Source organism: Mesorhizobium sp. C416B (assembly GCF_030323165.1).
Classification (GTDB): Bacteria; Pseudomonadota; Alphaproteobacteria; order Rhizobiales; family Rhizobiaceae; genus Mesorhizobium.
Map to the genome: position 1 here is coordinate 4,163,586 of NZ_CP100471.1, position 26,394 is coordinate 4,189,979.

Below are 26,394 nucleotides of genomic sequence, written 5' to 3' on the forward strand. Positions count from 1 at the left end.
AGCTTATTTCTTGTTCAGAATAGATAATCAACAGAAATGTTTAAAGACGACAACGTATAAATGCAATGCATGCAGTTATGGGATTTATGGGGGATGCACATGGAACAAGTAAAACCAGAATCTTCCTCTGCATTAAGCCCGTTACTCAATGCGTTGCTGCGGGAATGGGATAGCTGGGAATTCGTCGACGCCAGGCAAACCGGGCTGTTTCGGCCGCAGGCAGCCGTGCTGCGTCTGAATTTCCCTGCCTCGCGCGCGGCGGTGCTCGTCGAGGCGCGGCATCGCTCGAAGGTTGGTTACCACGATTTAGCGATGCCGCTCTGGCGCCTCGATACTAGTAACGAGGGGGCCGATGGCGAAGCGACCGAGATCGACCTTTTCAGCCTTTTGGCGCTGATCCTGGCGGATCCCGACATTGCCGGCCGGGCGACAGCGAAAAGCCGACTGACCTTCCTGCGCCGCAGCCTGGCCAGCATCGCCGCAATCGCTGACGCGACTGCGGCGCGTGGATCGTCGCGGCCCTTCTCCGAAGGCGATCCTGATTTCATCGATGCCGAAAGCGCCCTGCGCTTCGGCCATGCCGTGCATCCGGCGCCGATGAGTCGCGAAGAGTTCACGCACACGGATTCCGCGCGCTTCGGGCATGAATACTGCAATGCGTTCAAACTGCGCTGGTGGGCCGTCGACCCGACCATCCTCACTGGAGGCAGCGTCGAGCCGCTAGATGTCACCGAGATGGTCCGCGGGCTTGCCGCCAGCGATCCGCAGCTGCTTGCTCGGGCTGGCAAGCAACAGGGCAAGGTTCTCGTTCCGATGCATCCGTGGCAGGCCGTACGGCTCATGCTGGAAGACCGCGTCGAGCGCCTGTTTCGCGCCGGTCGTATCGTCGATGTTGGGCTCGGCGGACCAGCGTGGCGGGCCACGACCTCGCTGCGCACGGTTCATTCGTCTGAAGCCGAGTGGATGCTGAAATTCTCGCTCAGCCTGCGCCTGACCAATTCCAGGCGCATCGTCGAGGAGCATGAGTGCCGGCGCGGCCTTTCGGTGCACCGGCTGGTCAAGGGCAAGCTCGGCTATGCCTTGCAGCGGCGCTGCCCGACCATGACGGTGCTGGGTGAGCCCGCCTGGTTCGGCCTGCGTGACGAAGACGGCCGGCTGATGACGGATACCATCGTCTCGTTTCGCGAAAATCCGTTTCGCGGCACGGGCAATCCGCCGGCTGCCGTTCTCGGCGCGCTTTGCGAGCGCCATCCCGGCCGTACCGAAAGCCATCTGTCCGACCTGGTCCACCGTATCGCCCGCGACGAGAAGCGACCTGTCGAGGAAACGGCGCGTTTGTGGTTCGAGCGTTTCCTTCATGCCGCCATCGAGCCGTTTATCGTTGCCTTCTCGGAATTCGGCCTGCTGTTCGGCGCCCATCAGCAGAACCTCGTCGTCGGCCTCGCCGGCGGCTGGCCGAATGCGCTCTATTTTCGCGACTGCCAGGGCACCGGGTATGTCGAGGAATTCCTGCCCAGGCTGCGCGAATTCGTGCCCGAGGCCGGTCAGGCGGGCGATCATGTCTTCCCAGCGGAAGCGGCTGCGAAGCTGTTCGGCTACTATCTGGTCGTCAATGGCGCTTTCGCCGCCGTCGCAGCCCTTGCCGCCGCTGGCCTCACCAACGAAGACGATCTGCTGGCGATATTCCGCCGCTCGCTCGAGCGGCTGGCCGCCACGCCGATGGCTGACCGGTCCTGCGTCGACTATTTGCTCAACGCGCCGACGCTGGCTGCCAAGGGCAATTTCCTGATCGCGCTGCGCGACATCAATGAGAACACCGAGGTGACCGATCCGCTGGCAGGTTACGTCGAGCTTCCCAACCCCCTGCATGTGAGAGAATACGCATGAACATCGAGGCTGCGAAGAACTGGTCACCCGCCACCGTCGCCGGCAACGAAGGATGGCAGCATCTGGCCTCGGCCGCGGAGCCGCTCGCCATCCGTGCCGGCGATGGCCATGTCAGCCTGGTCAACGCTGAGGGAACAGCGGTGGGACAGGCCCGCATCTCCATCGCGGATGGCCGCCTGCTCATCGACGATGTCGCGTTCACTGGCGGCCGCCTCGACCAACCGCAAATCCTTGCAGGTCTCGTCGACGCCGCGCTGCGCCTGCATCCTTCCTTCGACCGCGCCTTCCTGCCGGCGGCCAAGACGCTGTGGCCGGTTTCGGCGCTGGCCACCGAGACGGTTCCGGGTGAACCGGAACGCGCCGTCATCCATCGCTCGGTCCTCCGCCAGCTGCCGCTGCTGTGGCGCAGCCAGGCCTCGCATGTCACCTATCCGGCATTGACGACCGCTATCGGCCCGCAAGACCGGCTGCCGCCATTGCGCCAACCGCGCCCCTGCGCCCCGATGTACGAACGCTGGATTGCCGAGATCGGTCTCACCGTGTCGTTGCGGCCGATCGACCGCCGGACCGATCTCGACCTCTTCCATCGCTGGATGAACGATGGCCGTATCGCCTTCTTCTGGGAGCTTGCCCGGGGCCATGAGGAGCTCGACAAATATCTCGCCGAGCAGGAGAGCGATCCGCATATTTTCGGCGTCATCGCCAGCTTCGACGGCGAGCCGACCGGCTATTTCGAGTTCTACTGGGCCAAGGAGGACCGGCTCGGGCCCTATTACGAGCCGCTCGACTGGGACCGCGGCTGGCATGGGCTGATCGGCAATACGCGCCATCTCGGCCGGCCGAAGACGCTGGCTCTGTTCCGTTCCGTCACCCACTATCTGTTCCTCGACGAGCCGCGCACGCAGCGCGTCGTCGGCGAGCCACGCGCAGCGCACCAGAAGATGCTGAGCTATTGCGCCGGCGCCGCCTACGACAAAGTCAAGGAGTTCGACTTCCCGCACAAGCGCGCGGCACTGGTCTGCTGCGAGCGGGAACGCTTCTTCCGCGAGGTGCCGATGTGACGGTGCAGCAACCGATTGCCAAAGCGGGCGAGGCGACACGCTGGGCCGCGATCAACCGCGATGCCGTCGCCAAGGCCATTTCCGAACTGACCTTCGAGGAGTGCCTGTCGCCGCGCGAGCTTTCGCCCGGCCGATGGAAACTGACGCTCGGCCCCGGCTTGACCTATCGCTTTGCCGCGACGCGGCGCCTGTGGGGTCAGATCGCCGTCCGTCCGGAGACGCTGACCCGCGATGCCGGCATCGAGCTGCCGGTCGACGATGCGGTCGCCTTCTTCGCCGACGCGCGCGAGACGCTCGGCATGCCGCCGGCAACATTCTGCACCTATGCGAAGGAGCTTTACAACACGCTGATGGCCGACATGCGGATCGCCAAAGCCCGCGGCAATCGACCAGCCGCCGAACTAGCCGCGCTGCCGGATACCGAGTTGCAGGCATTGCTCGACGGCCATCCGAAGGCGCCCGCCAACAAGGGCCGGCTTGGCTGGGGACGGGACGACTTCGAGCGCTACGCGCCAGAATCGGCCACCGCATTCCAGCTCTTCTGGCTTGCCGCCGCCAGCGATCGCTGCCTGCTGGCGCTTGACTGCGGGCTCGACGAAGAGGCGCTGCTGCAGGCCGCACTCGGCGACTACGAGCGCGCAAGGCTCGAAGCGGCTTTCAGCGCCGCCGGGATCTCGCGATCGACGCATAGGCTGCTGCCGGTCCACCCCTGGCAGTGGCAGGCGATGATCGCCTCGCAATATGGTAGCGAGATCGCTGCCGGCCGGCTGGTGCCGCTTGGCCAGTTCGGCGACGCGTTCCTGCCCTTGCAGTCGCTGCGCACGCTTGCCAATGTGGCACGGCCCGAGGCGCTGCATGTCAAGCTGCCGCTGACCATCCTCAACACCTCAGCGTGGCGCGGCGTGCCGGGCAAATACATGGCGATCGGCGCCGATCTGTCGCGCTGGCTGGCCACGGTGGCGGCCGCGGACCCGGTGCTCAAGGACGTCAAGGTGCTGAAGGAAGTCGCCGGCGCCTTCTATCCGCATCCGCACTATACCGGCGTTGAAGGCGCGCCCTATCAGTTTTGCGAGATGCTGGGCGCCATATGGCGCGAAAGCCCCGAAAAGGATCTGACAGCGGGCCAGCGGCCGATGATGATGGGCGCCCTGCCGCAGCGCGACGCGCATGGCAGGCCGATCGCCAGCGCCCTGATCGAGCAGTCCGGCCTTGGTCCGGAGGCATGGCTCGATCGCCTGTTCTCCACGGCCTTCGTGCCGCTCTACCACTTCATGTGCCGTTACGGCGTCGGCTTCATCGCCCATGGCCAGAACGTCACCATCATCCTCGACGGAGCGACGCCTCTCGGCGTGGCGGTCAAGGACTTTCAGGGCGACCTCGACCTCGTCGACCAGCCGTTTCCCGAACTGGCCGGCCTCGACCCCAAAATCCTGTCGACGCTGAAGCGCCGGCCGCCGGCACATCTTCTCCAGCATTTGCAGACGGGACACATCGTCAGCGTTCTGCGCTTCCTTTCCGAGGCGCTGGCCGCCTATGACCGCTTCGACGAGAGGACTTTCTACGCCATCCTGGCCGCCGCCATCCGGCGCTACCAGGCGCAGAACCCGGAGCTGTCGGAACGGTTCGCGCTCTTCGATCTGTTTGCTCCGAAGATCCCACGCATCGCCATCAACAAGGTGCGCTTCGCCATCGGCTACGGCGACAGCGGCGAACGCCCTCTGCCCGACCTTGGCACACCGCTCGACAATCGGCTTAACCCCGAGTCAGCCCGGCGATCTCCCATCAGCCCAGCCAGCTCCATAAGGAGTTCGCCATGACCCATACGCTTGACCTCGCAGGCATCGGCATCGGGCCGTTCAATCTCAGCCTCGCCGCCCATCTCGATGCGGTGGACGGCGTCGAAGCGCGCTTCTTCGATCGGGCGACGCGGCTCGAATGGCACCCGGGCATGATGCTGCCGGGCGTCGAACTGCAGACATCCTTCCTCAAGGATCTCGTCACCGCGACGCATCCGACCAGCCCATGGTCGTTCATGTCCTATCTGGTCGCGCAGAAGCGGTTCTATGAATTCCTCAACGCGGATTTCTCAGCCATCCCGCGGCCGGAATTCGCCCGCTATCTCGGATGGGTCGGCGAGAACTTGTCTTCGCTGCGCTTCGCCAGCGCCGTCGACCGGATCGACTTCGACGGAACGAATTTCAGGCTGCGTATCGGCTGCGAGCAGGTGAACGCGCGCAATCTCGCCATTGCCGTCGGGCTGGTGCCCAACATCCCCGCCTGGGCGCGGGCGGCGGCCTCCGATCAATGCTTCCACAACGCCCAGGCCGCCAACCGCCTCGATCGCCTGAGCGGACAGCGTGTCGCCGTGATCGGCGGTGGCCAGAGCGGCGCCGAAGTGCTTCTGCATCTGATCTCCTCCGACCGCTTCGCCGGCCGCGAAATCGAGTGGATCTCGATGCGGCCGAATTTCCTGCCACTGGACGACTCGCCTTTCACCGACGAACTCTTCACGCCGGGCTATGTCGAAAACTTCCATCGGCTGCCGCAAGGGCGGCGCGAGACGATCCTGGAACAGCAGCTGCTTGCCGGTGACGGCGCATCGACGAGCACGCTGAAGGCGATCTATCGCCAGCTTTACACGCTGCGGCACCTCTCGGAGGAAACGACGGCGGTCAACATGACGCCGCACCGCGAAGTGCTGAACGTGACGCGGGAAGGCAGCGAATACCGGCTGATCATGCGCAACGGCTTCGACGGCGCCATCGAGACGCGCACCGTCGATGCGGTGGTTCTGGCCACCGGCTATGCCTTTGCCATTCCTGATTGCATGGCACCGCTCACGAACAGGATCGCGCTGGACGAGCGCGGTCATTACAGGCTCAACGCCAGCTTCGAGGTCGAATGGGACGGGCCTGACGACCGCCGGATCTACGCACTCAATGCCGGCCGGCTCAGCCATGGCATAGCCGAGCCGCAGCTCAGCCTGATGGCTTGGCGCAGCGCCAAGATCGTCAATTCGCTGCTCGGGCGGGCACAGTTCGATCTCGATCTGCCCGATCCGCCGGTTGCCTGGAGTTCAAGGCACACGACACAAAGCCTGCATCATCTCGGCGCCAATGCGAGGATGACCGAATCGGGCGCGCGGTGATGTTTGTGGAGGCGGGCCGAAGAGCGTGGTACGGCGCGCGTTAAGATTGACATCGACCCGTAAAGCTTTTCTGTGAGAGAGATCGTTCGGTCCTGCTGGAGGCTCAGCGCATGAAAACCCTTGGCCTTATCGGCGGCATGAGCTGGGAATCGACGGCGATCTATTATCGCCTGCTCAACGAGATCGTGCGCGTGCGGCTGAGCGGGCTGCATTCGGCAAAGCTGTTGCTCTATTCCTTCGACTTCGCCGAAATCGCCGACCGGCAGCATCATGGCGACTGGGACAGTGCGGGCGTGCTGCTGGCGGATGCGGCGCGCAAGCTGGAGGCGGGCGGCGCCGAGGGTCTGCTGATCTGCACCAACACCATGCACAAGCTCGCCGACCGGGTGCAGGCGGCGGTGTCGATCCCGCTTATCCACATTGCCGACGCCACGGCCGTCGCGGTCAAGGGCGCCGGCGTCAAGCGGCCGGCGCTGCTGGCGACCCGCTTCACCATGGAGCAGGATTTCTACAAAGGCCGGCTGACGGAGAAATACGGGCTGCAGCCCGTGGTGCCGAACCAGGCCGGGCGCGACATGGTGCACCAGGTAATCTACGACGAGCTCTGCCAGGGCATCGTCAGCGCGGCATCGAAGGCGGCCTATATCGACGAGGTGGCCCGTCTGCGACGCGATGAGAAGATCGATGGCGTCATCATGGGCTGCACCGAGATCACCATGTTGATTGGCGAGCGCGATTTCGACATTCCGGTGTTCGACACCACGCGCATCCATGCTGAGGCGGCGGTCGCATTCATGCTGCCCTGAAGGGCCAAAACAGAGATCAGGGCTGGGCGGCCACGGCGACATTGCCGCTGCCGACCACTTTCAGCTTCCATCGATCTGCTTCCGTGCCGGCCAGATTGAGGTGCCCGGTCAGGAAATAAAGGCGATCGGTGTCGGGGCCTTTGGCTGTGCAAAACCGGTCCTGCAGATAGGAGGGAGGCGTCGCCTGATAATACAGGTTGGCCACGATGCTGGCCGGACGCGCGCGCGGCCTAAACAGCCTTCCGCTCCTTCACGAATTGCGTGCCAAAACTGCCGCGCGCTTGACTTCTTTTTGCAGCGACATTCAATGCATCCGGCATTGCTGTGAGGGGATGAAAGCAAGATGGAATTTGCGTTTCCGTGGCCGACCAGCGAAGGCGAATGGCTGGCTTGGTCCAGCGCCGTGGTCACCTTGGCGCTCGGTCTGCTGTTTTTCCTCGCGCCAGGGCTGGCATTTCGGATTCTGCGGCTGCAGGTCCGGCCCGAAAGGGCAGCGGCAATCGCGGAAGGGCGCGGCCGGATGTCGGGCTTCTATCTCGGCGTCAGCCTGTGCTGCATTCTGTTGGCGCAGCCGTGGCTCTATATGGCACTCGGCTTTTCCTGGCTGTTCACCGCTTTTGGCCGTTTGCTGTCGATGATGTCGGACGGCGCCAACACGCCTTTCAACTGGGCGTCGATCGTCGTCGAACTCGTCCTGGCCGCGTTGCCGCTCGCCTTCGTCTTCGGCTTTCTGCCCTGAATCGGCAGCCAATCCAAAGGCTTCGGTTGAACTCTACGGCCGGATGCGACAATAGTGCCCGAAAAGCATGCGGAACGACGCATTGCGGTCTTAAAATGCCTGTGCTAGACGGCAATCGACTTTCGGCCGGGGATAGCGGAAGCCGCGCCTCCGTGCTTGGAAAAACTTAGTAAGGTCAAAGATTTAGCCAGAGTTTTTGCTCGCGCCAACAATCTGCGGCCCCTCAGACAAGAGAAAAGACGGTCCGTGGCTCAATCGTCATCGCCAATCTCGGGTGTCGCAGAACGCTACGCGGGTTCGCTGTTCGAACTTGCGCGGCAGTCGAATTCGGTGGCCAAGGTCGAGGCCGACCTCAACAGTTTCGCCAAGATGCTGGATGACAGCGCCGACCTGACGCGCCTCATCAACAGCCCGGTGTTCTCCAGCGAGGACCATGCCAAGGCAATCGCGTCGATCGCCGACAAAGCCGGCATCACCGGCCTGACCGGCAATTTCCTGCGCGTCGTCGCCCGCAACCGCCGGCTCTTCGCGGTGCCCGGCATGATCAAGGCATTTCGCCGGATCTCTGCCGAACAGCGCGGTGAGACATCAGCCGAGGTCACTTCGGCGCATGAACTGACGGCTGCCCAGCAGACGGAACTCAAGGCCGCGCTGAAAGGCGTCGCCGGCAAGGACGTGGCCATCACTGTTACCGTCGATCCGTCGCTGCTCGGCGGGCTGGTGGTCAAGATGGGCTCGCGCCAGATCGATACGTCGCTCAAAACCAAACTCAATTCGCTCAAGCTTGCACTGAAAGAGGTCGGCTGATGGACATCCGCGCCGCGGAAATTTCCGCAATTCTCAAAGACCAGATCAAGAATTTCGGCAAGGAGGCCGAGGTCTCCGAAGTCGGCCAGGTGCTGTCCGTCGGTGACGGTATCGCTCGCGTCTACGGCCTCGACAATGTCCAGGCCGGCGAAATGGTCGAGTTCCCCGGCGGCATCCGCGGCATGGCGCTCAACCTCGAAGCCGACAATGTCGGCGTCGTCATCTTCGGCGCCGACCGCGACATCAAGGAAGGCGACATCGTCAAGCGCACCGGCGCCATCGTCGATACGCCTGTCGGCATGGGCCTGCTCGGCCGCGTCGTCGACGCGCTCGGCAATCCGATCGACGGCAAGGGCCCGATCAAGGCGACCGAACGCAAGCGCGTCGACGTCAAGGCGCCAGGCATCATCCCGCGCAAGTCGGTCAACGAGCCGATGTCGACCGGCCTCAAGGCCATCGATGCGCTGATCCCCGTTGGCCGCGGCCAGCGCGAGCTGGTCATCGGCGATCGCCAGACCGGCAAGACCGCGATCATCCTCGACACGATGCTCAACCAGAAGGCCGTGCACGACAACGGGCCGGAAAAGGAAAAGCTCTACTGCGTCTACGTCGCCATCGGGCAGAAGCGCTCGACGGTCGCGCAGTTCGTGAAGGTTCTCGAAGAGCGCGGCGCCCTTGAATATTCGATCATCGTCGCCGCCACAGCTTCCGATCCGGCGCCGATGCAGTTCCTGGCGCCGTTCACCGGCGCCACCATGGGCGAATATTTCCGCGACAACGGCATGCATGCGCTGATCAGCTATGACGATCTGTCGAAGCAGGCCGTCGCCTATCGCCAGATGTCGCTCTTGCTGCGCCGCCCGCCGGGTCGCGAAGCCTATCCGGGCGACGTGTTCTACCTGCATTCGCGCCTGCTCGAGCGCGCCGCCAAGCTCAACGACGATCTGGGTGGCGGTTCGCTGACCGCGCTGCCGATCATCGAGACGCAGGCCAACGACGTGTCGGCCTACATCCCGACCAACGTGATCTCGATCACCGACGGCCAGATCTTCCTCGAAACCAACCTGTTCTTCCAAGGCATCCGTCCGGCGGTCAACGTAGGCCTGTCGGTGTCGCGCGTCGGTTCGTCGGCGCAGATCAAGGCGATGAAGCAGGTCGCCGGCTCGATCAAGGGAGAGCTGGCGCAGTACCGCGAAATGGCTGCGTTCGCGCAGTTCGGCTCCGATCTCGACGCCGCCACGCAGCGCCTGCTCAACCGCGGCTCGCGCCTGACCGAACTGTTGAAGCAGCCGCAGTTCTCGCCGCTCAAGGTCGAGGAGCAGGTCACGGTGATCTTCGCCGGCGTCAACGGCTATCTCGACAAGCTGGCGCTGAACCAGGTCGGCAAGTTCGAGCATGGTCTGCTCAGCCATATGCGCTCGGCCGGCAAGGACGTGCTGGACGGCATCCGCAAGGAAAAGGCGCTGTCGGACGATCTGCGCGCCAAGCTGAAGGCCGAGATCGACGCCTTCGCCAAGACCTTCGCTTGAGAAGAAGCCGGACGCTCGGGATCAGGTTTGAAGCATGCCTTCATTAAAAGACCTTCGTAACCGTATCGCCTCGGTCAAGGCGACGCAGAAGATCACCAAGGCGATGCAGATGGTCGCCGCGGCGAAGCTGCGCCGCGCGCAGGAAGCGGCGGAAGCGGCGCGTCCCTATTCCGAGCGGATGGGTGCGGTGCTGGCCAATATCACGCAGGCGATCGGCGGCGGCGGCGATGCCCCGGCACTGATGACCGGCACCGGCAAGGACGATGTGCATCTGCTCGTCGTCTGCACCGCCGAGCGCGGCCTTTGCGGCGGCTTCAACTCGCAGATTGCACGTCTGGCCCGCGACCATATCCGCCGGCTGCTGGCCGACGGCAAGCAGGTCAAGATCATCTGCGTCGGCAAGAAGGGTTTCGACATTCTGCGCCGAGACTATGCCTCGCTCATTATCGACCGCGTCGACCTGCGCGATGTCAAGAAGCTCGGCTTCGTCAATGCCGATGCCATCGCCCGTAAGATCATCCATCTGTTCGGCGAAGGCGGCTTCGATATCTGCACGCTGTTTTATTCGCAGTTCAAGTCGGTGATCAGCCAGATTCCGACCGCGCAGCAGATCATTCCTGCCGGCGTGGCCTCCGCTCCCGCCGAAGCGACCGCGGGTGGCAATGCCGTCTACGAATACGAGCCGGAGCCGGGCGAGATCCTCACCGACCTCATTCCGCGCAACATCTCGGTCCAGGTCTTCCGCGCGCTGCTCGAAAACGCAGCCGGCGAGATGGGCGCCAAAATGAGCGCCATGGACAATGCAACGCGCAATGCCGGCGACATGATCAACAAACTGTCGATCACCTATAACCGCCAGCGGCAGGCGCAGATCACCAAGGAACTGATCGAAATCATTTCGGGCGCCGAAGCGCTCTAGGCGCGACCGCCAGGAGGTCATCGACCTTCTGATGGAGCGTGAGAAACAAAGGACGAGAAGGGTAAAGACGATGGCGAAAGCAGCGACCCCCGCGAAGACGGCCCCCAAGGCGGCCGCAAAGGCTCCGGCAGCAGCGGCGAAGGCCGCTCCGGCCAAGAAGGCGGCCGCGCCCGCCAAGGCCGCGGCTCCGGCAGTGAAGACGACGAGCGTTGCCGTCAAGAAGACCGGCGCCATCGGCAAGGTTCGCCAGGTCATCGGCGCCGTCGTCGACGTGCAGTTCGGCGATCATCTGCCGGCCATTTTGAACGCCATCGAAACCTCCAATGTCGGCAACCGCCTGGTGCTCGAAGTTGCCCAGCATCTGGGCGAAAACACCGTGCGCTGTATCGCCATGGATTCCACCGAAGGCCTGGTTCGCGGCCAGGACGTCTATGACACCGGCGCGCCGATCACCGTTCCGGTCGGCCCGGGCATGCTCGGCCGCATCATCAACGTCATCGGCGAGCCGGTCGACGAAGAAGGCCCGGTCGACGGCATCGAGATGCGCGCCATCCACCAGCCGGCGCCTACCTATGTCGAACAGTCGACGGAAGCGCAGATCCTGATCACCGGCATCAAGGTGCTCGACCTTCTGGCGCCCTACGCCCGCGGAGGCAAGATCGGCCTGTTCGGCGGCGCCGGCGTCGGCAAGACGGTTCTGATCCAGGAGCTGATCAACAACGTCGCCAAGGCGCATGGCGGCTTCTCGGTCTTCGCCGGCGTCGGCGAGCGCACCCGCGAGGGCAACGATCTTTATCACGAGTTCATCGAGTCCGGCGTCAACAAGAAGGGCGGCGGCGAAGGCTCCAAGGCGGCACTGGTCTATGGCCAGATGAACGAGCCGCCGGGCGCGCGTGCCCGCGTCGGCCTGACCGGCCTGACGGTCGCCGAATATTTCCGCGACCAGGGCCAGGACGTGCTGTTCTTCGTCGACAACATCTTCCGCTTCACGCAGGCCGGTTCTGAAGTGTCGGCGCTGCTCGGCCGTATTCCTTCGGCCGTGGGTTACCAGCCAACGCTGGCCACCGACATGGGTGCGCTGCAGGAACGCATCACCACAACGACCAAGGGTTCGATCACTTCGGTGCAGGCGATCTACGTGCCGGCCGACGATTTGACCGACCCGGCGCCTGCGACCTCGTTCGCCCACCTGGACGCGACGACCGTGCTCAACCGCGCGATCTCGGAAAAGGGCATCTACCCCGCCGTCGATCCGCTCGACTCGACCTCGCGCATGCTCGATCCGCTGGTCGTCGGCGAGGAGCACTATGCCGTCGCCCGCCAGGTGCAGTCGATCCTCCAGCGCTATAAGTCGCTGCAGGACATTATCGCCATCCTTGGCATGGATGAGCTGTCGGAAGAGGACAAGCAGACGGTGGCCCGCGCCCGCAAGATCGAGCGCTTCCTGTCGCAGCCGTTCTTCGTCGCCGAAGTGTTTACGGGTGCGCCGGGCAAGCTGGTCGACCTCGCCGACACAATCAAGGGCTTCAAGGGCCTCTGCAACGGCGACTACGATCACCTGCCGGAAGCCGCCTTCTACATGGTCGGCGGCATCGACGAAGCGGTCGAGAAGGCTCAGCGCCTGGCGGCTGAAGCAGCGTAATCAAGGCAATAGGGAGTAGTCAGTAGTCAGTAGTGAATAGCGGCCGGGTGATCAGGACAGCTGTCCTCTCCTTACTCCCTACTCACTATTCCCTACTCACTAAATTGACATGGCTGAAGCTTTCAAGTTCGAACTGGTCTCGCCGGAGCGCCTCCTGGTTTCCGAGCAGGTCGAGTCCGTCGTCATTCCAGGCGCCGAAGGTGAAATGACAGTCATGGCGCACCATGCGCCAGTCATGACCACGATCAAGCCGGGCGTCGTCACGCTGAAGACCGCCGGCGGCAAGGAAGAACGCTATGTGGTGTTCGGCGGCTTTGCCGACATCGTCCCTGCCGGCTGCACGCTGCTCGCCGAATCGGCGGTCGCCGTCGGCGATATCGACCGCGCCGATCTCGCCCGCCGCATCCAGGAAGCCAAGGAAGACGCCGCCGACGCCAAGGACGACCAGAGCCGCAGCAAGGCGGAGCAGTTCCTTAGCCAGCTTACCACGCTCGAAGGCGCGCTGCTGCCGGCGTAAGCCGCAGAATGATTGGACGTGATCCGAGGGGTCATGGTCGGGCAAAGGTATGAAACAGGCCGGGCTTAAGCCCGGCTTTTTGTATCCAGGCGACGTCAGGTCACCTGGTCTTTCCCGGTACACCCAGTGCCGCGAGCGCGAGCGCCACCCCGCCTTGCAGGATATGCTCGCGATGGGCGGCAACCAGTTCGATCAGCGTCTGGCGCTCGGGGCTGCCGCTGGCGAAGCCGGCGAGGTCAAACACCGTCACCACCCGTTCCAGCGTCGGCTGCGCTCCGAGCGCCGCCAACGCGGCGTCGAGCGGATCGGTAAAGTGGGCTTCCGGCAGGTCCTTGCCGCGCGCCTCGCAGGCGGCGATCCAGGCGGCGATCACCAGCGTCAGATGCTCCGGGACCAGGCCGGCCTGGATGCACTCGATGGCGGTAGCGACAATGCGCTGCGGCAATTTCTGGCTGCCGTCATTGGCGATCTGCGCGGTGCGGTGGGCCAGCGCGGTGTTGGAGAAACGTTCGGCAAGTTCGGCCGTATAGGCTGACGTGTCGAGCCCGGCATCCGCAGGCAATGTCGGGATGGCCTCGGCCCAGAGCCGGTCGACGAACGCGCGGATCGCGGGATCCGCGAAGGCGCGGTCGACGGTGACGTGGCCGCTGAGCAGGCCGATATAGGCGATGCCCGAATGGGCGCCGTTGAGCAGCCGAAGCTTCATGTCCTCGAACGGCCGGACATCCTCGACCATGGTGACGCCGAATTTCTCCCAGGCCGGGCGGCCGGCTGGAAACCTGTTTTCGATCACCCATTGCCGGAACGGTTCGGTCATCACCGGCCAGGCGTCCTCGAGGCCGAGTTCGACCGCGATGCGCGCCCGGTCGGCATCGGTGGTTGCCGGCACGATGCGGTCGACCATGCTCGATGGGAATGCAACGTCATCGGCTATATGACCGGCGAGGGCAGCGTCGCCTGAAGCAGCAGCGCCGGCATCGCGCAGTTTTGCAAACCCGACCAGCAGCCGGTGCAGCGTGGCGCCATTGGCCGGCAGGTTGTCGCAGCAAAGCACGGTGAAGGGCGGCGTGCCGGCGGCCCGGCGTCGCACCAGCGCTTCCGCCAGGAATCCATGCGCTGTCCTGGGAGATCCGGGATTGCCCAGATCGTGGACGATATCGGGATGGTTTTCGTCGAGGCTGCCGTCGGCGGCCCTGAGATAGGCCTTTTCGGTGATGGTCAGGGTGACGATGCGGGTGCGCCGGTCGGTCAGCGCGGCCAGCACCGCGCCGGGGTCTTCCGGCGCGACCAGCATCGACTGGATCGAGCCGATAATGTGCAGCGCTTCGCCATCGCTGCCGCGCACCGCCAGCGTGTAGAGCCCGTCCTGTGGCGTCAGCGCATCGCGCGTGTCGGGGCTGCGCAGCGAGACGCCGACAATGCCCCAGCCGGTCTCGCCGGCCGCCAGGCAGTCATCGACATAGGCGGCCTGATGGGCACGGTGGAAGGCTCCAACGCCGAGATGGACGATGCCTGGGGCGACACTGGCGCGATCATAGGGGGGGACCGCGACCGAGGCCGGCAAGGATTGCACTGTTGCGTTGGAAAGGCGTCTGCTGGTCATGGCGCGGCTTGTCGCTGGATGGTGTGCGGGGCGGGATCTGCTAGCGGCGTAACATCCGCTCTTCCGCCGCACAATGACCTGACGCCGGTTAAAAGTCATCATACAACAATCTAGTTTTTGTATGTTGACATTATTTCTTTCCAATCCTACCGATATCGCCCCTGGGAGGAACGACGTGGCGGGACTGACCGATCCGGATCTGCTTTTTGCCGCCGAAGGGCGCGCGCTGTCGATCGCGCGCGATCTCCATGCCGGCATCAAGGACCTGCCGATCATCAGCCCGCACGGCCACACCGATCCGCGTTGGTATGCGCTCAACGAGCCATTCCCCGATCCCGCGCAATTGCTGGTGGTGCCCGACCACTACATTTTCCGTATGCTGTTCAGCCAGGGCGTGCGGCTGGAAGATCTCGGCATCCCGACCCTCGACGGCTCGCCGGTCGAGACCGATCCCAGGGCGATCTGGCGGCGCTTCGCCGAGCACTATTACCTCTTCCGCGGCACGCCGACGCGGTTGTGGCTCGACCATGTGCTCGAGCATCTGTTCGGCATCGAAGAGCCGCTCAACGCCAGCACCGCTAGCCGCCATTACGACACCATCGCGGCGCTTTTGCAGCGCGACGATTATCGCCCACGCGCGCTGTTCGAGCGCTTCAACATCGAGGTCATCGCGACGACCGAGGGCGCACTCGACGATCTCCAATGGCACAAGACGATCCGCGACAGCGGCTGGCAGGGCCGCGTCATCACTGCCTACAGGCCGGATGCCGTCGTCGATCCCGACTTCGAAGGATTTTCGGCCAATCTCGATCGTCTGGGCGAGATCGCCGGCTGCGACACCGGCACATGGGTCGGCTATCTCGACGCCCATCGCCAGCGCCGCGCCTTCTTCAAAAGCTTCGGCGCAACCTCGTCGGACCACGGCCATCCGACGGCCGAGACCGCCAATCTTTCCGATGCGGCGGCGGAAGAGCTGTTCAACCGCATCCGCCGCGGCTCGGACGACGAGCGCGAGCGCAAGCTGTTTCGCGCCCAGATGCTGACCGAAATGGCCAAGATGAGCCGCGACGACGGGCTGGTCATGCAGATCCATCCCGGCTCCTGGCGCAACCACTCGCCTGGTGTTTTCCAAAAATTCGGCCGCGACAAAGGCTTCGATATTCCGACCCGCACCGACTATGCCGCGGCGCTCAAACCCTTGCTCGACTGCGTCGGGCTGGAGCGCGACCTCTCCATCATTCTGTTCACGCTCGACGAGACCAGCTACGCGCGCGAACTGGCGCCGCTGGCCGGCGTCTATCCGGCGTTGAAGCTCGGGCCGGCCTGGTGGTTCCACGACAGTCCGGAAGGCATGCGCCGGTTCCGCGAGATGACCACCGAGACCGCCGGCTTCTACAACACCGTCGGCTTCAACGATGACACCCGTGCCTTTCCGTCGATTCCCGCCCGTCACGATGTGGCGCGCCGGGTTGACTGCGCCTTTCTCGCCCGTCTCGTCGCCGAGCACCGGCTGCGTGAGGACGAGGCGCATGAGCTGGCGCGGGAGCTTGCCTACACGCTTGCCAAGAAGGCGTACCGGCTGTGAGCCGGGCGCGTGGAATTTTAAAAGGGAGGAAGACAGTCATGTTGCATTTTTCAAAACTGATGGCAGCCACATTCGCCTTCGGCTCGCTGATGATCGGCGTTGCCGGCGCCCAGACCGTACTGCGCTCGGCCGACACCCATCCGGACGGGTATCCGACCGTCGAGGCGGTCAAATATCTCGGCGAGCTCATCAAGGAGCGCACCGCCGGCCGCTATTCGGTCGAGGTCTATCATTCGGCGCAGCTCGGCGAGGAAAAAGACACGATCGAGCAGACGCAGACCGGTGTAATCGATCTGAACCGCGTCTCGATGGGTCCGTTCAACGGCATCGTGCCGGAAACCGCGGTGCCGTCGCTGCCCTACATGTTCCGTTCGGTCGAGCACATGCGCCATGTCATGGACGGGCCGATCGGCGACGAGATCCTCAAGGCCTTCGAGACGCATGATCTGGTCGGCCTTGCCTTCTACGATTCCGGCGCCCGTTCCTTCTACAACACCAAGAAGGACATCACCTCGATCGCCGATCTGAAAGGCATGAAGTTCCGCGTCATCCAGTCCGACGTGTTCGTCGACATGGTCAACGCGCTTGGCGCAAACGCCACGCCGATGGCCTATGGCGAGGTCTATTCGGCGCTCGAAACCGGCGTCATCGACGGCGCCGAGAACAACTGGCCCAGCTTCGAATCCGCCAAGCACTACGAAGTCGCCAAGCACTATACCGTCGACCAGCACCAGATCGTGCCGGAAGTGCTGGTGATGTCGAAATCGAGCTGGGACAGACTGACGCCGGAAGACCAGGCGATCGTCAAGCAGGCGGCCAAGGATAGCGTCGTCAAGATGCGCGAATTGTGGGACGCGCAGGAGAAGAAGTCGCGAGAGATCGTCGAGAAGGCCGGCGTCAAGGTCAGCGAGATCGACAAGCAGCCGCTGATCGATGCGATGAAGCCGGTCTACGACAAGTATCTGAAGACGCCGGAGCTCAAGGACCTCGCGACGCGCATCCAGGCGACCAAGTGATTTTCTGGCGGGGCGGCATGGCGCCGCCCCGCCAATCGCTTTTAGGGGACGGAAAGACCGGGAGGATCGGATGACTGCGGGAACGGCCAGGAGCGGAGCGCCACCGCGCTTCAGCGCGGTGCTTTCGAAGATTTGCGACGGTGCGCTCTATCTCGCGGGCATCGGGATGGTCGCCATGACCGCGCTTGTTGCCTACCAGGTGTTTTCCCGCTTCGTGCTCAACGCGTCACCGAGCTGGACCGAAGTCACCGCCATCATGCTGATGAACTGGTTCATCTTCCTGGGCGCTGCCGTCGGCGTGCGCGAGAATTACCATATGGGCTTCGACGTGCTGCTCTATATCCTGCCCAAGGGCAGCAAATGGGCGCTGCGCACCCTGTCCGACCTGATCGCGTTCGGCTTCGGCTTCGGCATGGTCTGGTACGGCTGCAAGCTGGTCGGGCTGACCTGGCACACTGTCATCCCGGCGCTCGAACTTCCCGGCGGTTTCGACTATCTGCCGCTGGTTGCCGGCGGCTTTCTGATCTGCCTGTTCTCGGCCGAACGCATCGCGCTGCGCTGGTCCGGCGCCGACATCGACAAGGATATCAATCTCGAAGAAGTGCCGGAAATGCCGGCCGTGCAGGAGGCCTAGATGGAACTCTGGATCCTGTTTGGCGTCTTCACGCTTTTGATGTTTGCCGGCACGCCGATCGCCTTTTGCCTGGGTGCGGCGTCCTTCGCCACCGTGCTTTATCTCGGCCTGCCGCCCCTGGTGGTGTTCCAGCAATTGAAGTCGGGCATGTCGGCGTTCTCGCTGATGGCGATCCCGTTCTTCATCTTTGCCGGCGACCTGATGGTGCGCGGCGGCATCGCGCAGCGCATCGTTTCCTTTGCCGGCTCGCTGGTCGGTCATGTCCGCGGTGGGCTCGGTCAGGTCAACATCATCGCCGCGACGTTGTTCGGCGGCATTTCCGGCTCGGCGGTGGCGGAAGCCGCTGCCGTCGGCGGGCTGATGATCCCGCAGATGAAAGCGCGCGGCTACGGAGCCGACTATGCCGTCAACGTCACCTCGATGGCGGCGCTGATCGCGCTGCTTCTGCCGCCGTCGCAGAACATGATCATCTATTCGATCGCCGGCGGCGGCAAGATTTCGATCGCCGACCTGTTCACCGCCGGTATCCTGCCGGGTCTGCTGTTCGCCGCTTCGCTGATGGTCACCGCCTATTTCGTCGCCCGCAGCCGCGGCTACCCGGTCGAGGCTTTTCCCGGCTTCTCGCGTGTCGGCCAGCTGGCGGTCATCGCCATCCCCGGACTTCTGCTCATCGGGATCATCTTCGGCGGCGTTCGCTCGGGCATTTTCACGGCGACGGAAAGCTCCTGCATCGCCATCATCTACGCTTTGCTGGTCACCGTCTTCGTCTACCGGTCGATGGCCTGGGGCGATTTCGTCCATGCCACAAAGGGCGCGGTGCGCACGACCTCAATGGTGCTGCTGATCATCGGCACGGCGGCCTCGTTCAGCTGGCTGATGGCCTATCTCAAAGTGCCGGTGTTGCTGATCGCAGGCATGAACGCCATCTCCACCGATCCGCTGGTGGTGCTGCTTCTGCTCAACGTCTTGATGCTGCTGCTCGGCACCTTCATGGACATGGGGCCGATGATCATCATCTGCACGCCGATCTTCCTGCCGCTGGTCACCCATTACGGCGTCGACCCCGTGCATTTCGGCGTCATCACCATCCTCAATCTCGGCATTGGCCTCAACACGCCACCGGTCGGCACGGTGCAGTTCGTCGCCTGTGCCGTCGGCAAGATTACGGTCTGGGAAGCGATGCGCTCGATCTGGCCGTTCTATGGCGCGGGCATCGTGGTTCTGGGGCTGGTGACCTATATTCCGGCGATTTCGCTCTGGTTGCCGAGCGTGTTCAAATAGGCGTCTTCAAACAGGGGTGCGATATGGCATCGGATAGCGCTGTTGATCTCAGGGTCGAGAGAAAACCCAAACTGTCGGAGACCGTCGTTGCGGCGATCCGCAAGCAGTTGCAGGCGGGCGAGATCCTGCCCGGCCACAAATTGCCGACCGAGGGCCAGCTGACCGAGACCTTCGGCGTCAGCCGCACCGTCATCCGCGAAGCGCTGGCCAAGCTCGCCGCCGACGGGCTGGTCGAGGCGCGCCAGGGCGCAGGCGTGTTCGTCACCGAGCACATCTCAACGATGTTCGGCGCGCTCGCCGCCGACATGGGCAGCAAGGATTCCATCGCGCTCAATGTGCTCGAAGTGCGCCTGGCCGTCGAAATCGAATCGGCCGGGCTCGCCGCCATTCGCCGCAACGCCGCGCAGGAAGCAGCGATCCAGGAAGCGTTCTTCGAATTCGAACGGCTGCTTCTCAACAGCGAGCCGACCGGTCCGGCCGATCTCGCCTTCCACCGGGCAATCGCCAGCGCCACCAACAACCCGTTCTATGTCGAGATGCTCGATGTGCTCGGACGCCGCGCCATTCCCTGCGACGTGACCTCGCCCTGGTCGACGGAACTTGTGCAATCCGACAGCTATCAGCGCGGGCTGCAGCGCGAGCATCTGGTGATCCTGAATGCGATCACCTCGGGCGACGCCGAAGCTGCGCGCGAGGCGATGCGCGCTCATCTCACCGCCAGCCAAGAGCGCTACCGCGAGCGGCTGCACGCCCGCCAGGTCTACTACGCCGACTCGGTCAAGGCGTCGGCAACCAAATAGCCATTCATTCAGCTGGAGCAGCAATGACTCAAAGTCACCCGCATACCGATTTCACCTCGCGTTTCGCCATCGACCCGGTCGCCGCGGCTTCCATGGGCACCGACGAACTGCGGCACAACTTCCATATTGACGACCTGTTCCAGCCGGGACGCGTCAGCCTGACCTATGCCCATTATGACCGCATGATCGTCGGCGGCGCCGTGCCGGAAGGGACAGCGCTGCCGCTGGAAGCGATCAAGCCGACGGGGACCAAGAATTTTCTCGACCGCCGCGAACTGATCATCGTCAATATCGGCGGCGCCGGCTCGGTGACGGCAAATGGCGAGACCCACCAGTTGCAGGCGCGCGACATGCTCTATCTCGGCATGGGCAGCACCGACGTTTCGTTCGCATCGGCCGAAGAGGGCGCACTGGCCAAGTTCTATCTGCTCAGCGCGCCTGCGCATCACACCCATCCCAACCGGCTGATCCGCATTGGCGATGCCAAGCGCCTCGATCTCGGCAGCAAGGAAACCTGCAACGAACGCTCGATCTTCCAGTTCATTCATGCCGATGGCGTCAAGACCTGCCAGCTGGTGGTCGGCATGACGCAGCTGGCGCCGGGCTCGGTGTGGAACACCATGCCTTGCCATGTGCATGACCGGCGCATGGAGGCCTATCTCTATTTCGACCTGCCGGAGACGGCGCGCGTCTTCCATTTCATGGGCGAGCCGGACGAAACGCGGCATCTGGTGATGGCCAACGAGGAGGCGGTGCTGTCGCCGGGCTGGTCGATCCATTCGGGGGCCGGCACCTCGAACTATGCCTTCATCTGGGCGATGGCCGGCGACAATGTCGACTACACCGATGTCGATCCGGTGCCGCTGGGTGAATTGCGTTGAGCGGCCCTTCCTCCTTCAGCCTGGCCGGCAAGCGTATCCTGGTCACCGGCGCGAACACCGGCATCGGCCAAGGCATCGCCGTCTCGATCGCGCGCGCCGGCGGTACGGTGATCGGCGTCGGCCGCTCGGCGATGGACGATACGCAAAAGAGGGTCAGCGAACTGGGCGGGCCATTTGAGGCCGTGCAGTGCGATCTCGCCGATCACGTAGCCGCCAAGGCCATGCTCGACCAGGTGTGGGAAAAGACCGGACCGCTCGACGGCCTGGTCAACAATGCCGGCGTCATCCGCCGCGCCGATGCGGTCGATTTCTCGGAAACCGACTGGGACGACGTCATCGACGTCAATCTGAAGACGCTGTTCTTTTTGAGCCAGGGTTTTGCCAGGCGCGTGCTGGCCGATCCGGGCCGGCGCGGCAAGATCGTCAACATCGCCTCGGTGCTGAGTTTCCAGGGCGGCATTCGTGTCGCCTCCTACACCGCGTCGAAACATGGCGCGCTCGGCGTCACAAGGCTGCTCGCCTGCGAATGGGCGGCGAAAGGCATCAACGTCAATGCGATTGCGCCCGGCTATATCGAAACCAACAACACGCAGGCGCTGCGCGCCGATCCCGACCGCAGCGCCGCCATACTGGCGCGCATCCCGGCCGGCCGTTGGGGCGGGCCGGAAGACATAGGCGACGCCGCCGTCTTCCTGCTGGCGCCGGCGTCCGACTATATGCATGGCGCCGTGGTTCCGGTCGACGGCGGCTGGCTGGCGCGATGAGGAGAGGACAATGACCGAGGCAAAGATCTTCGCGCAGCCCGGCGAGAGCGCCTGGACGCCGACGCCGGACGGCAACAGGCGGCGCGTTCTCCTGCACACCGACGAACTGATGATGGTCGAGTTCGGTTTCGACAAGGGCGGCGTCGGCGCACTGCATTCGCACCCGCATGTCCAGGCCAGCTATGTCGCCGAAGGTCGCTTCGAGGTGACCATCGACGGCCGCACCGCGACCATCGAGACCGGCGGCAGCTTCATCGTGCCGTCCAATCTGGTGCACGGCGTCAAGGCGCTGGAGGCCGGGCGCCTGGTCGACAGCTTTACCCCGCACCGCGCCGATTTCCTGGCCTGAACCTTTTTCGGCAATTCCAGAAACAGGAAACCCGCGCCTCCTGGGGAGGCGCGGGCTGTTGCCTGTGCGCTCGTGGCGCAGCGGTACTCGAAACATCGCCGCAGGGTTGGACGGTGCCGCAACATGGTGAAGATAGGTTTAACGATGCCAATCAGGTCGATCGCCGGTGGGGTGTTGCTGCTGCTTGTTGTGGTCACGCAGGGGCTGCGCTAATCGTTCTGGCCACGCCGCTGCTTCGGGCGGCCGATCGCAAAAACATCAGTGATGCAGATATCGACGACAAGCGTGCCGACGCACGATCGCAAACGGCGCGTCCTCAAGGACGTGTTCGGCTTCGACGATTTCCGTCCCGGACAGGCCGCGGTGATGGAGGCGCTGCTTGGCGGCCGCCATGTGCTGGCCGTCATGCCAACGGGTGCCGGCAAATCGCTGTGCTACCAGGTTCCGGCGCTGGTCAAGGGTGGGCTGACCATTGTCGTTTCGCCGCTGGTGGCGCTGATGCAGGATCAGGTCGCGGCACTGCGCCTCGCCGGCGTCGCCGCCGATACGATCAATTCCTCGATAGACCGTGATGCCAATGTCGCGGCATGGCGCCGCGTCGCGTCGGGCCAGACGCGGCTGCTCTACCTCGCGCCGGAACGGCTGATGACCGAGCGGATGCTGGATGCGCTTGCCAGGCTCGATGTCAGCCTGATCGCCATCGACGAGGCGCATTGCATTTCGCAGTGGGGGCCGGCGTTCCGGCGCGAATATGATGACCTGTCGCAGCTGCGTGGCATCTTTCCCGACGTACCGATCATTGCGGTGACGGCGACGGCGGACGAGACGACGCGGGCAGACATCGAGAGACGGCTGTTTGGCGGGCGTGTCGAAACGCAGGTGCTTGGCTTCGACCGGCCCAACATCAAGCTTGCCATCGAGCCCAAGCAGGACAGCAAGCGGCAGTTGCTCAACTTCATCGAGCGCCATCAGGGGCGCAGCGGCATCGTCTACTGCCTGTCGCGCAAGAAGACCGAAGAGATGGCGGCGTTTCTCGAAAAGAACGGCGTGACCGCGCTCGCCTATCACGCCGGGATGAGCAAGGAGGCGCGCGATGCGAATCAAAACGCCTTCATGACCCTGTCGGGCGTCGTCATGGTGGCGACCATCGCCTTCGGCATGGGGATCGACAAGCCTGATGTCGCCTATGTCTTCCACACCGATCTGCCCGGCAGCCTGGAAGCCTATTACCAGGAGATCGGCCGTGCCGGTCGTGACGGGCGGGCGGCTGAGGCGCATATGCTTTACGGCCTCGGCGATATCCGCATGCGCCGCATGTTCATCGACGACGAGGACGCCGCTGTCGAACACAAGCGCCGCTCGCATGGCCGGCTCGATACGCTGATCGGCTATTGCGAGACGGCCGAGTGCCGCCGCCAGGTGCTGCTCGGTTATTTCGGTGAAGAGGCGGTCCCTTGCGGCAATTGCGACAATTGCCTGGAACAGGCGCCGCGCGCCGACGGCACCGCCGAGGCGCGCCTCATCCTGGCGGCGGTGGCGCAGAGCGGCGAGCGCTTCGGCGCCGGCCATGTCATCGACATCCTGATCGGCCACGAGACTGAAAAGATCGCGGCAAGGGGGCATCACAGGCTGGCAGCCTTCGGCAATGGCGCCGCGCACAAGAAGGATTTTTGGCAATCTATGATTCGCCAGCTGGTCGCGAACGGTTTCCTGATGCCGGACCCGGCCGGCCATGGCGGGTTGGCCATCGCGGACAAGGGCCACGCACTCGGCCGGGGCGAGGTGCCGTTCCAGTATCGGGTCGAGATGCGCACGCGCGCCGCGCGCCGCGCGGCTCGTGCCGGGCAGAGCCCCCAGAGCGAAAATGTAGATGCGTCGCTGCTCGCGACGCTGAAGACGCTGCGGCTGCGTCTGGCCAAGGAACGCCAGGTGCCGGCCTATGTGGTGTTTTCGGATCGTACACTGATCGACATGGCCGAGCGTCGTCCGCAAGACCTCGACGATTTTGCCGGGGTCAACGGCGTAGGTGCGGCCAAGCTCAAGGAGTTCGGCGCGATTTTTGTCAGCGCCATTGCCGCGCACCTTTCCGAGACGCCAGGCTGAAAGGGGTTTTGCTGGACCAAAGCCCGATCCGGCATCAGTACGCCTTCAACTTGCCCGCCCGCTTATCCTTTCATTTTGGCGCTACCCTGCCGTAGGGGAATGGCCTTCCAAATTGTATGGAACCGTGACGACAACACACATTCCTGAATCTATGCGGTCGATTCTTCGGATGTAGCCGTGACTATGGAAACCCGCTGTTGCGCGCGGATGGCGGTTTTCTCGGCCTTGGAGACGCTACGTCGGCAGCCGCTATCCCTGACCCGAATGGTATGATTCAGACCATCTTTGTTGTTGAAAACCCGCTTTCGACGGGAGTATAAAACTTGAGGTTACCATTGCTTTTCGTATAGAGGCTGTGGTGGAAACGTGGGTCCAATCCGCAAAGCATTGCCTTGCGTGGAAGTGGTCGAAGCCGGCGGCGAATGGTCCGTTCCTGTGGCCAAGGAAGACCAGGAAATTACCCGATCATTCGTGATTGAACCGTTTGCGCTGTCCTATGCTGAGGGCCAGCGGATACGCCTGCTTCTCGACAAGTTCGTTCGTCTGTAGAGAGGCTAAGCCCGATGAAAGACCGGTGGGAACCTGACCACCAGTTCATTGAAAGCGCCCGCCGTAGCCAGCTCCGAGCGGAGAGCCAACTGGACTCCCTGCAATCGACCATCGCCGAAACGCGACGCGTCCTAGAGGCTTCACGGAAGCTCTTGGAAAAGATTGCCGAGCGGGAACACCATACCCAGCCATAGGGAATGGCCGGTGCAGGTTGGGCATGCTTGTGGGGCTTCACCGCACCGGCCACTGCGGGAAGATATGAGGCCCCCCGCGCCGCCTAAGATATAGGCATATTAGCAATCGCGCAATTAACCCTATTGCGCTACCCAGCCGTAGAGGCAAGGAAATCGGAGAAGTTGGTGCCGGTTAACCGCCAGCACGCGAGCAAGTCATTCTGAAAGCATGAAAAACGCGATTTTGCTCGTGTCAATTGAGCGTCTGAAATCTAGTTCCTGCTGCCGATTATCCCTAAGTTAACTGAAATACTTATATTCCCGAAGGGTTGCGAATCAGTCGATTGTCAAGCGCATGCCATGGAGCAAGCAAGGGATCGATCTGAGCAGAAGGGCCGCAGCGGTCGAAGCGCGCTGGGAAATCCGAGCGGCTTCGGCAATTGTCCGCTCTGGCTCGCCCGCTACAACTCGACTCGCGCAGTGTGGACGGAATCACCGGCCATGTGGACGAGAACCATCTGGCGATGTCGTTCACCGAGTTTCGTTCGCGCTTCAGCCTTTAAGGGCAAGGTGATCAAGGCGATCGGATCGCCGCCTCAGGCGGCTTCGCGTTCGGCCTGCGCAGTCAGGTCCGGCTCCCGGCGGCTGTACTGCCGCGGCGAACAGCCCATGACGCGCTTGAATGCCGTGCTGAAGGCGCTTTCGGATTCGTAGCCGAGCGCCAGCGCGATGACGGAAACCGGATCGCCGGAATGCATCAGCCTGTCGCCGGCCAGCATCATGCGCCAGCGCGTCAGATAATCCAGGGGTGAGGCCCCGACCGTCTGCTTGAATCTGAGCGCAAAAGTCGATCGCGACATGCCCGCGCGCTCCGCCAGTTGCTGCAATGTCCAGCCATGCGCCGGGTCCTCGTGCATGGCGCCGATCGCCGCGCCGATCTGCCTGTCGGTCAGTGCGAACAGCCAGCCGACATTGCCTTGCGCGGTCATATGCAGGCGCAAGGCCTCGATCAGGATCATGTGGGCGAGGTGCTCGACGATGAGAAAGCCGCCGGGACGCCGCTGGCGCAATTCCTGCATCATCCGCTCCACCGGCCAGCGAAGCGCCGAATGGTCGCTCTCGCCGCGGATGTGGACGATGGGCGGCAGCATCCGCAAGAGGATGCCGGCATGGTCGCCGGACAGCGTGAAGCGACTGCTGACCAGGAGGAAATCGCCGCCGCCATTATGGACGGTGATGCCGCCGGTCCGCGCCGGTGAAAAGATCGTTCGCGCATCGACCGTCGGCAGGCCGAGATCGCTGGCAAGGCGGAAAGGCCGGCCGCGCGGCAACAGGAAGCAGTCGCCCACGTCCAGCCGCACCGCGTCAGGGACGCCCTCGACCGACAGCCAGCATCGGCCGGACACCACGGCGCCGCATTTGATGGCGGCCTGCTGGTCAGGAAACTGGATCGCCCAGTCGCCACCGGTTTCCAGCCCAGCCGACAGGTAATTGCGCGGCTTCAGTAGCGACAGCACGTCTGACAGCGGATCCATGAGCGTTCTCGGACGATTGCGAAGATATCTCGGATTTTACAGTATAGATCGTATGATCTCAAACTT

24 protein-coding genes are annotated in these 26,394 nt (G+C 63.5%); 21 read left to right on the plus strand and 3 right to left on the minus strand.

The window, feature by feature from the left end:
* Positions 1–99: 99 nt before the first annotated feature.
* From NLY43_RS20285 to NLY43_RS20305, 5 genes are all read left to right on the plus strand, one after another.
* The gene (locus tag NLY43_RS20285) at positions 100–1,887 is read left to right on the plus strand and encodes an IucA/IucC family protein (protein WP_031199473.1); all 1,788 of its coding nucleotides are present in this window, start codon (positions 100–102) and stop codon (positions 1,885–1,887) included.
* Positions 1,884–2,948 carry a GNAT family N-acetyltransferase gene (locus NLY43_RS20290; RefSeq protein ID WP_031199470.1) on the plus strand — a complete coding sequence of 355 codons (1,065 nt, stop codon included), beginning with the start codon at positions 1,884–1,886 and terminating at the stop codon, positions 2,946–2,948. The genes NLY43_RS20285 and NLY43_RS20290 overlap by 4 nt, the downstream gene beginning before the upstream one ends.
* Entirely contained in the window at positions 2,945–4,765 is a 1,821-nt protein-coding gene (locus NLY43_RS20295) for an IucA/IucC family protein (protein WP_031199469.1), read from the plus strand. The genes NLY43_RS20290 and NLY43_RS20295 overlap by 4 nt, the downstream gene beginning before the upstream one ends.
* Positions 4,762–6,096: a lysine N(6)-hydroxylase/L-ornithine N(5)-oxygenase family protein gene (locus NLY43_RS20300; protein WP_023712023.1), complete on the plus strand. Its 1,335-nt coding sequence runs from the start codon at positions 4,762–4,764 to the stop codon at positions 6,094–6,096. Before NLY43_RS20295 ends, NLY43_RS20300 begins: the two co-directional genes overlap by 4 nt.
* A gap of 110 nt (positions 6,097–6,206) precedes the next feature.
* Entirely contained in the window at positions 6,207–6,902 is a 696-nt protein-coding gene (locus tag NLY43_RS20305) for an aspartate/glutamate racemase family protein (protein ID WP_023712022.1), read from the plus strand.
* Between the two features lie 16 nt (positions 6,903–6,918).
* Here NLY43_RS20305 and NLY43_RS20310 read toward each other — a convergent pair whose 3' ends face one another.
* A complete protein-coding gene (locus tag NLY43_RS20310) occupies positions 6,919–7,107 on the minus strand; it encodes a hypothetical protein (RefSeq protein WP_023668668.1) in 189 nt (62 codons plus the stop codon).
* Between the two features lie 138 nt (positions 7,108–7,245).
* Here NLY43_RS20310 and NLY43_RS20315 point away from each other — a divergent pair, with 138 nt between their 5' ends.
* From NLY43_RS20315 to NLY43_RS20340, 6 genes are all read left to right on the plus strand, one after another.
* Positions 7,246–7,641 carry an AGROH133_08824 family phage infection protein gene (locus NLY43_RS20315; RefSeq protein ID WP_023712021.1) on the plus strand — a complete coding sequence of 132 codons (396 nt, stop codon included), beginning with the start codon at positions 7,246–7,248 and terminating at the stop codon, positions 7,639–7,641.
* Positions 7,642–7,887: 246 nt separating this feature from the next.
* Positions 7,888–8,448 carry a F0F1 ATP synthase subunit delta gene (locus tag NLY43_RS20320; protein ID WP_023712020.1) on the plus strand — a complete coding sequence of 187 codons (561 nt, stop codon included), beginning with the start codon at positions 7,888–7,890 and terminating at the stop codon, positions 8,446–8,448.
* Complete coding sequence (atpA, locus tag NLY43_RS20325; RefSeq protein WP_023684101.1) at positions 8,448–9,977, plus strand: F0F1 ATP synthase subunit alpha; 1,530 nt, start codon at positions 8,448–8,450, stop codon at positions 9,975–9,977. The genes NLY43_RS20320 and atpA overlap by 1 nt, the downstream gene beginning before the upstream one ends.
* A 34-nt stretch (positions 9,978–10,011) precedes the next feature.
* A complete protein-coding gene (locus tag NLY43_RS20330) occupies positions 10,012–10,896 on the plus strand; it encodes a F0F1 ATP synthase subunit gamma (RefSeq protein ID WP_023668672.1) in 885 nt (294 codons plus the stop codon).
* 70 nt (positions 10,897–10,966) lie between these two features.
* Positions 10,967–12,538: a F0F1 ATP synthase subunit beta gene (gene atpD, locus NLY43_RS20335; RefSeq protein ID WP_023698224.1), complete on the plus strand. Its 1,572-nt coding sequence runs from the start codon at positions 10,967–10,969 to the stop codon at positions 12,536–12,538.
* A gap of 109 nt (positions 12,539–12,647) precedes the next feature.
* Positions 12,648–13,055, plus strand: a complete 408-nt coding sequence (locus NLY43_RS20340) for a F0F1 ATP synthase subunit epsilon (RefSeq protein WP_023668674.1) — start codon at positions 12,648–12,650, stop codon at positions 13,053–13,055.
* 100 nt (positions 13,056–13,155) lie between these two features.
* Here the strand turns inward: NLY43_RS20340 and NLY43_RS20345 are convergent, their stop codons facing one another.
* Positions 13,156–14,658, minus strand: a complete 1,503-nt coding sequence (locus NLY43_RS20345) for a mannitol dehydrogenase family protein (RefSeq protein ID WP_023712019.1) — start codon at positions 14,656–14,658, stop codon at positions 13,156–13,158.
* Between the two features lie 175 nt (positions 14,659–14,833).
* Between NLY43_RS20345 and uxaC the strand changes: the two genes are divergently transcribed.
* The 10 genes from uxaC to NLY43_RS20395 all read left to right on the plus strand — a co-directional run bounded on the left by uxaC (position 14,834) and on the right by NLY43_RS20395 (position 24,620).
* Positions 14,834–16,243, plus strand: coding sequence for a glucuronate isomerase (gene uxaC / locus NLY43_RS20350; protein ID WP_023712018.1), 1,410 nt, complete (start codon positions 14,834–14,836; stop codon positions 16,241–16,243).
* A 38-nt stretch (positions 16,244–16,281) separates the two neighbouring features.
* Complete coding sequence (locus tag NLY43_RS20355; protein WP_023684104.1) at positions 16,282–17,259, plus strand: TRAP transporter substrate-binding protein; 978 nt, start codon at positions 16,282–16,284, stop codon at positions 17,257–17,259.
* Between the two features lie 70 nt (positions 17,260–17,329).
* Entirely contained in the window at positions 17,330–17,893 is a 564-nt protein-coding gene (locus tag NLY43_RS20360) for a TRAP transporter small permease (protein ID WP_023668678.1), read from the plus strand.
* Positions 17,894–19,174: a TRAP transporter large permease gene (locus tag NLY43_RS20365; RefSeq protein ID WP_023684106.1), complete on the plus strand. Its 1,281-nt coding sequence runs from the start codon at positions 17,894–17,896 to the stop codon at positions 19,172–19,174.
* 23 nt (positions 19,175–19,197) lie between these two features.
* Complete coding sequence (locus tag NLY43_RS20370; protein WP_023700229.1) at positions 19,198–19,974, plus strand: FadR/GntR family transcriptional regulator; 777 nt, start codon at positions 19,198–19,200, stop codon at positions 19,972–19,974.
* A 23-nt stretch (positions 19,975–19,997) separates the two neighbouring features.
* A complete protein-coding gene (gene kduI, locus NLY43_RS20375) occupies positions 19,998–20,855 on the plus strand; it encodes a 5-dehydro-4-deoxy-D-glucuronate isomerase (protein ID WP_023668681.1) in 858 nt (285 codons plus the stop codon).
* The gene (gene kduD, locus NLY43_RS20380) at positions 20,852–21,619 is read left to right on the plus strand and encodes a 2-dehydro-3-deoxy-D-gluconate 5-dehydrogenase KduD (RefSeq protein WP_023700230.1); all 768 of its coding nucleotides are present in this window, start codon (positions 20,852–20,854) and stop codon (positions 21,617–21,619) included. The genes kduI and kduD overlap by 4 nt, the downstream gene beginning before the upstream one ends.
* Positions 21,620–21,629: 10 nt before the next feature.
* Positions 21,630–21,968, plus strand: a complete 339-nt coding sequence (locus NLY43_RS20385; RefSeq protein ID WP_023700231.1) for a cupin domain-containing protein — start codon at positions 21,630–21,632, stop codon at positions 21,966–21,968.
* Positions 21,969–22,232: 264 nt separating this feature from the next.
* The gene (gene recQ, locus NLY43_RS20390) at positions 22,233–24,071 is read left to right on the plus strand and encodes a DNA helicase RecQ (RefSeq protein WP_023700232.1); all 1,839 of its coding nucleotides are present in this window, start codon (positions 22,233–22,235) and stop codon (positions 24,069–24,071) included.
* Between the two features lie 396 nt (positions 24,072–24,467).
* Entirely contained in the window at positions 24,468–24,620 is a 153-nt protein-coding gene (locus tag NLY43_RS20395; RefSeq protein WP_023684112.1) for a hypothetical protein, read from the plus strand.
* Positions 24,621–25,389: 769 nt separating this feature from the next.
* Here the strand turns inward: NLY43_RS20395 and NLY43_RS20400 are convergent.
* The gene (locus NLY43_RS20400; RefSeq protein ID WP_023693170.1) at positions 25,390–26,328 is read right to left on the minus strand and encodes an AraC family transcriptional regulator; all 939 of its coding nucleotides are present in this window, start codon (positions 26,326–26,328) and stop codon (positions 25,390–25,392) included.
* Positions 26,329–26,394: the final 66 nt, after the last annotated feature.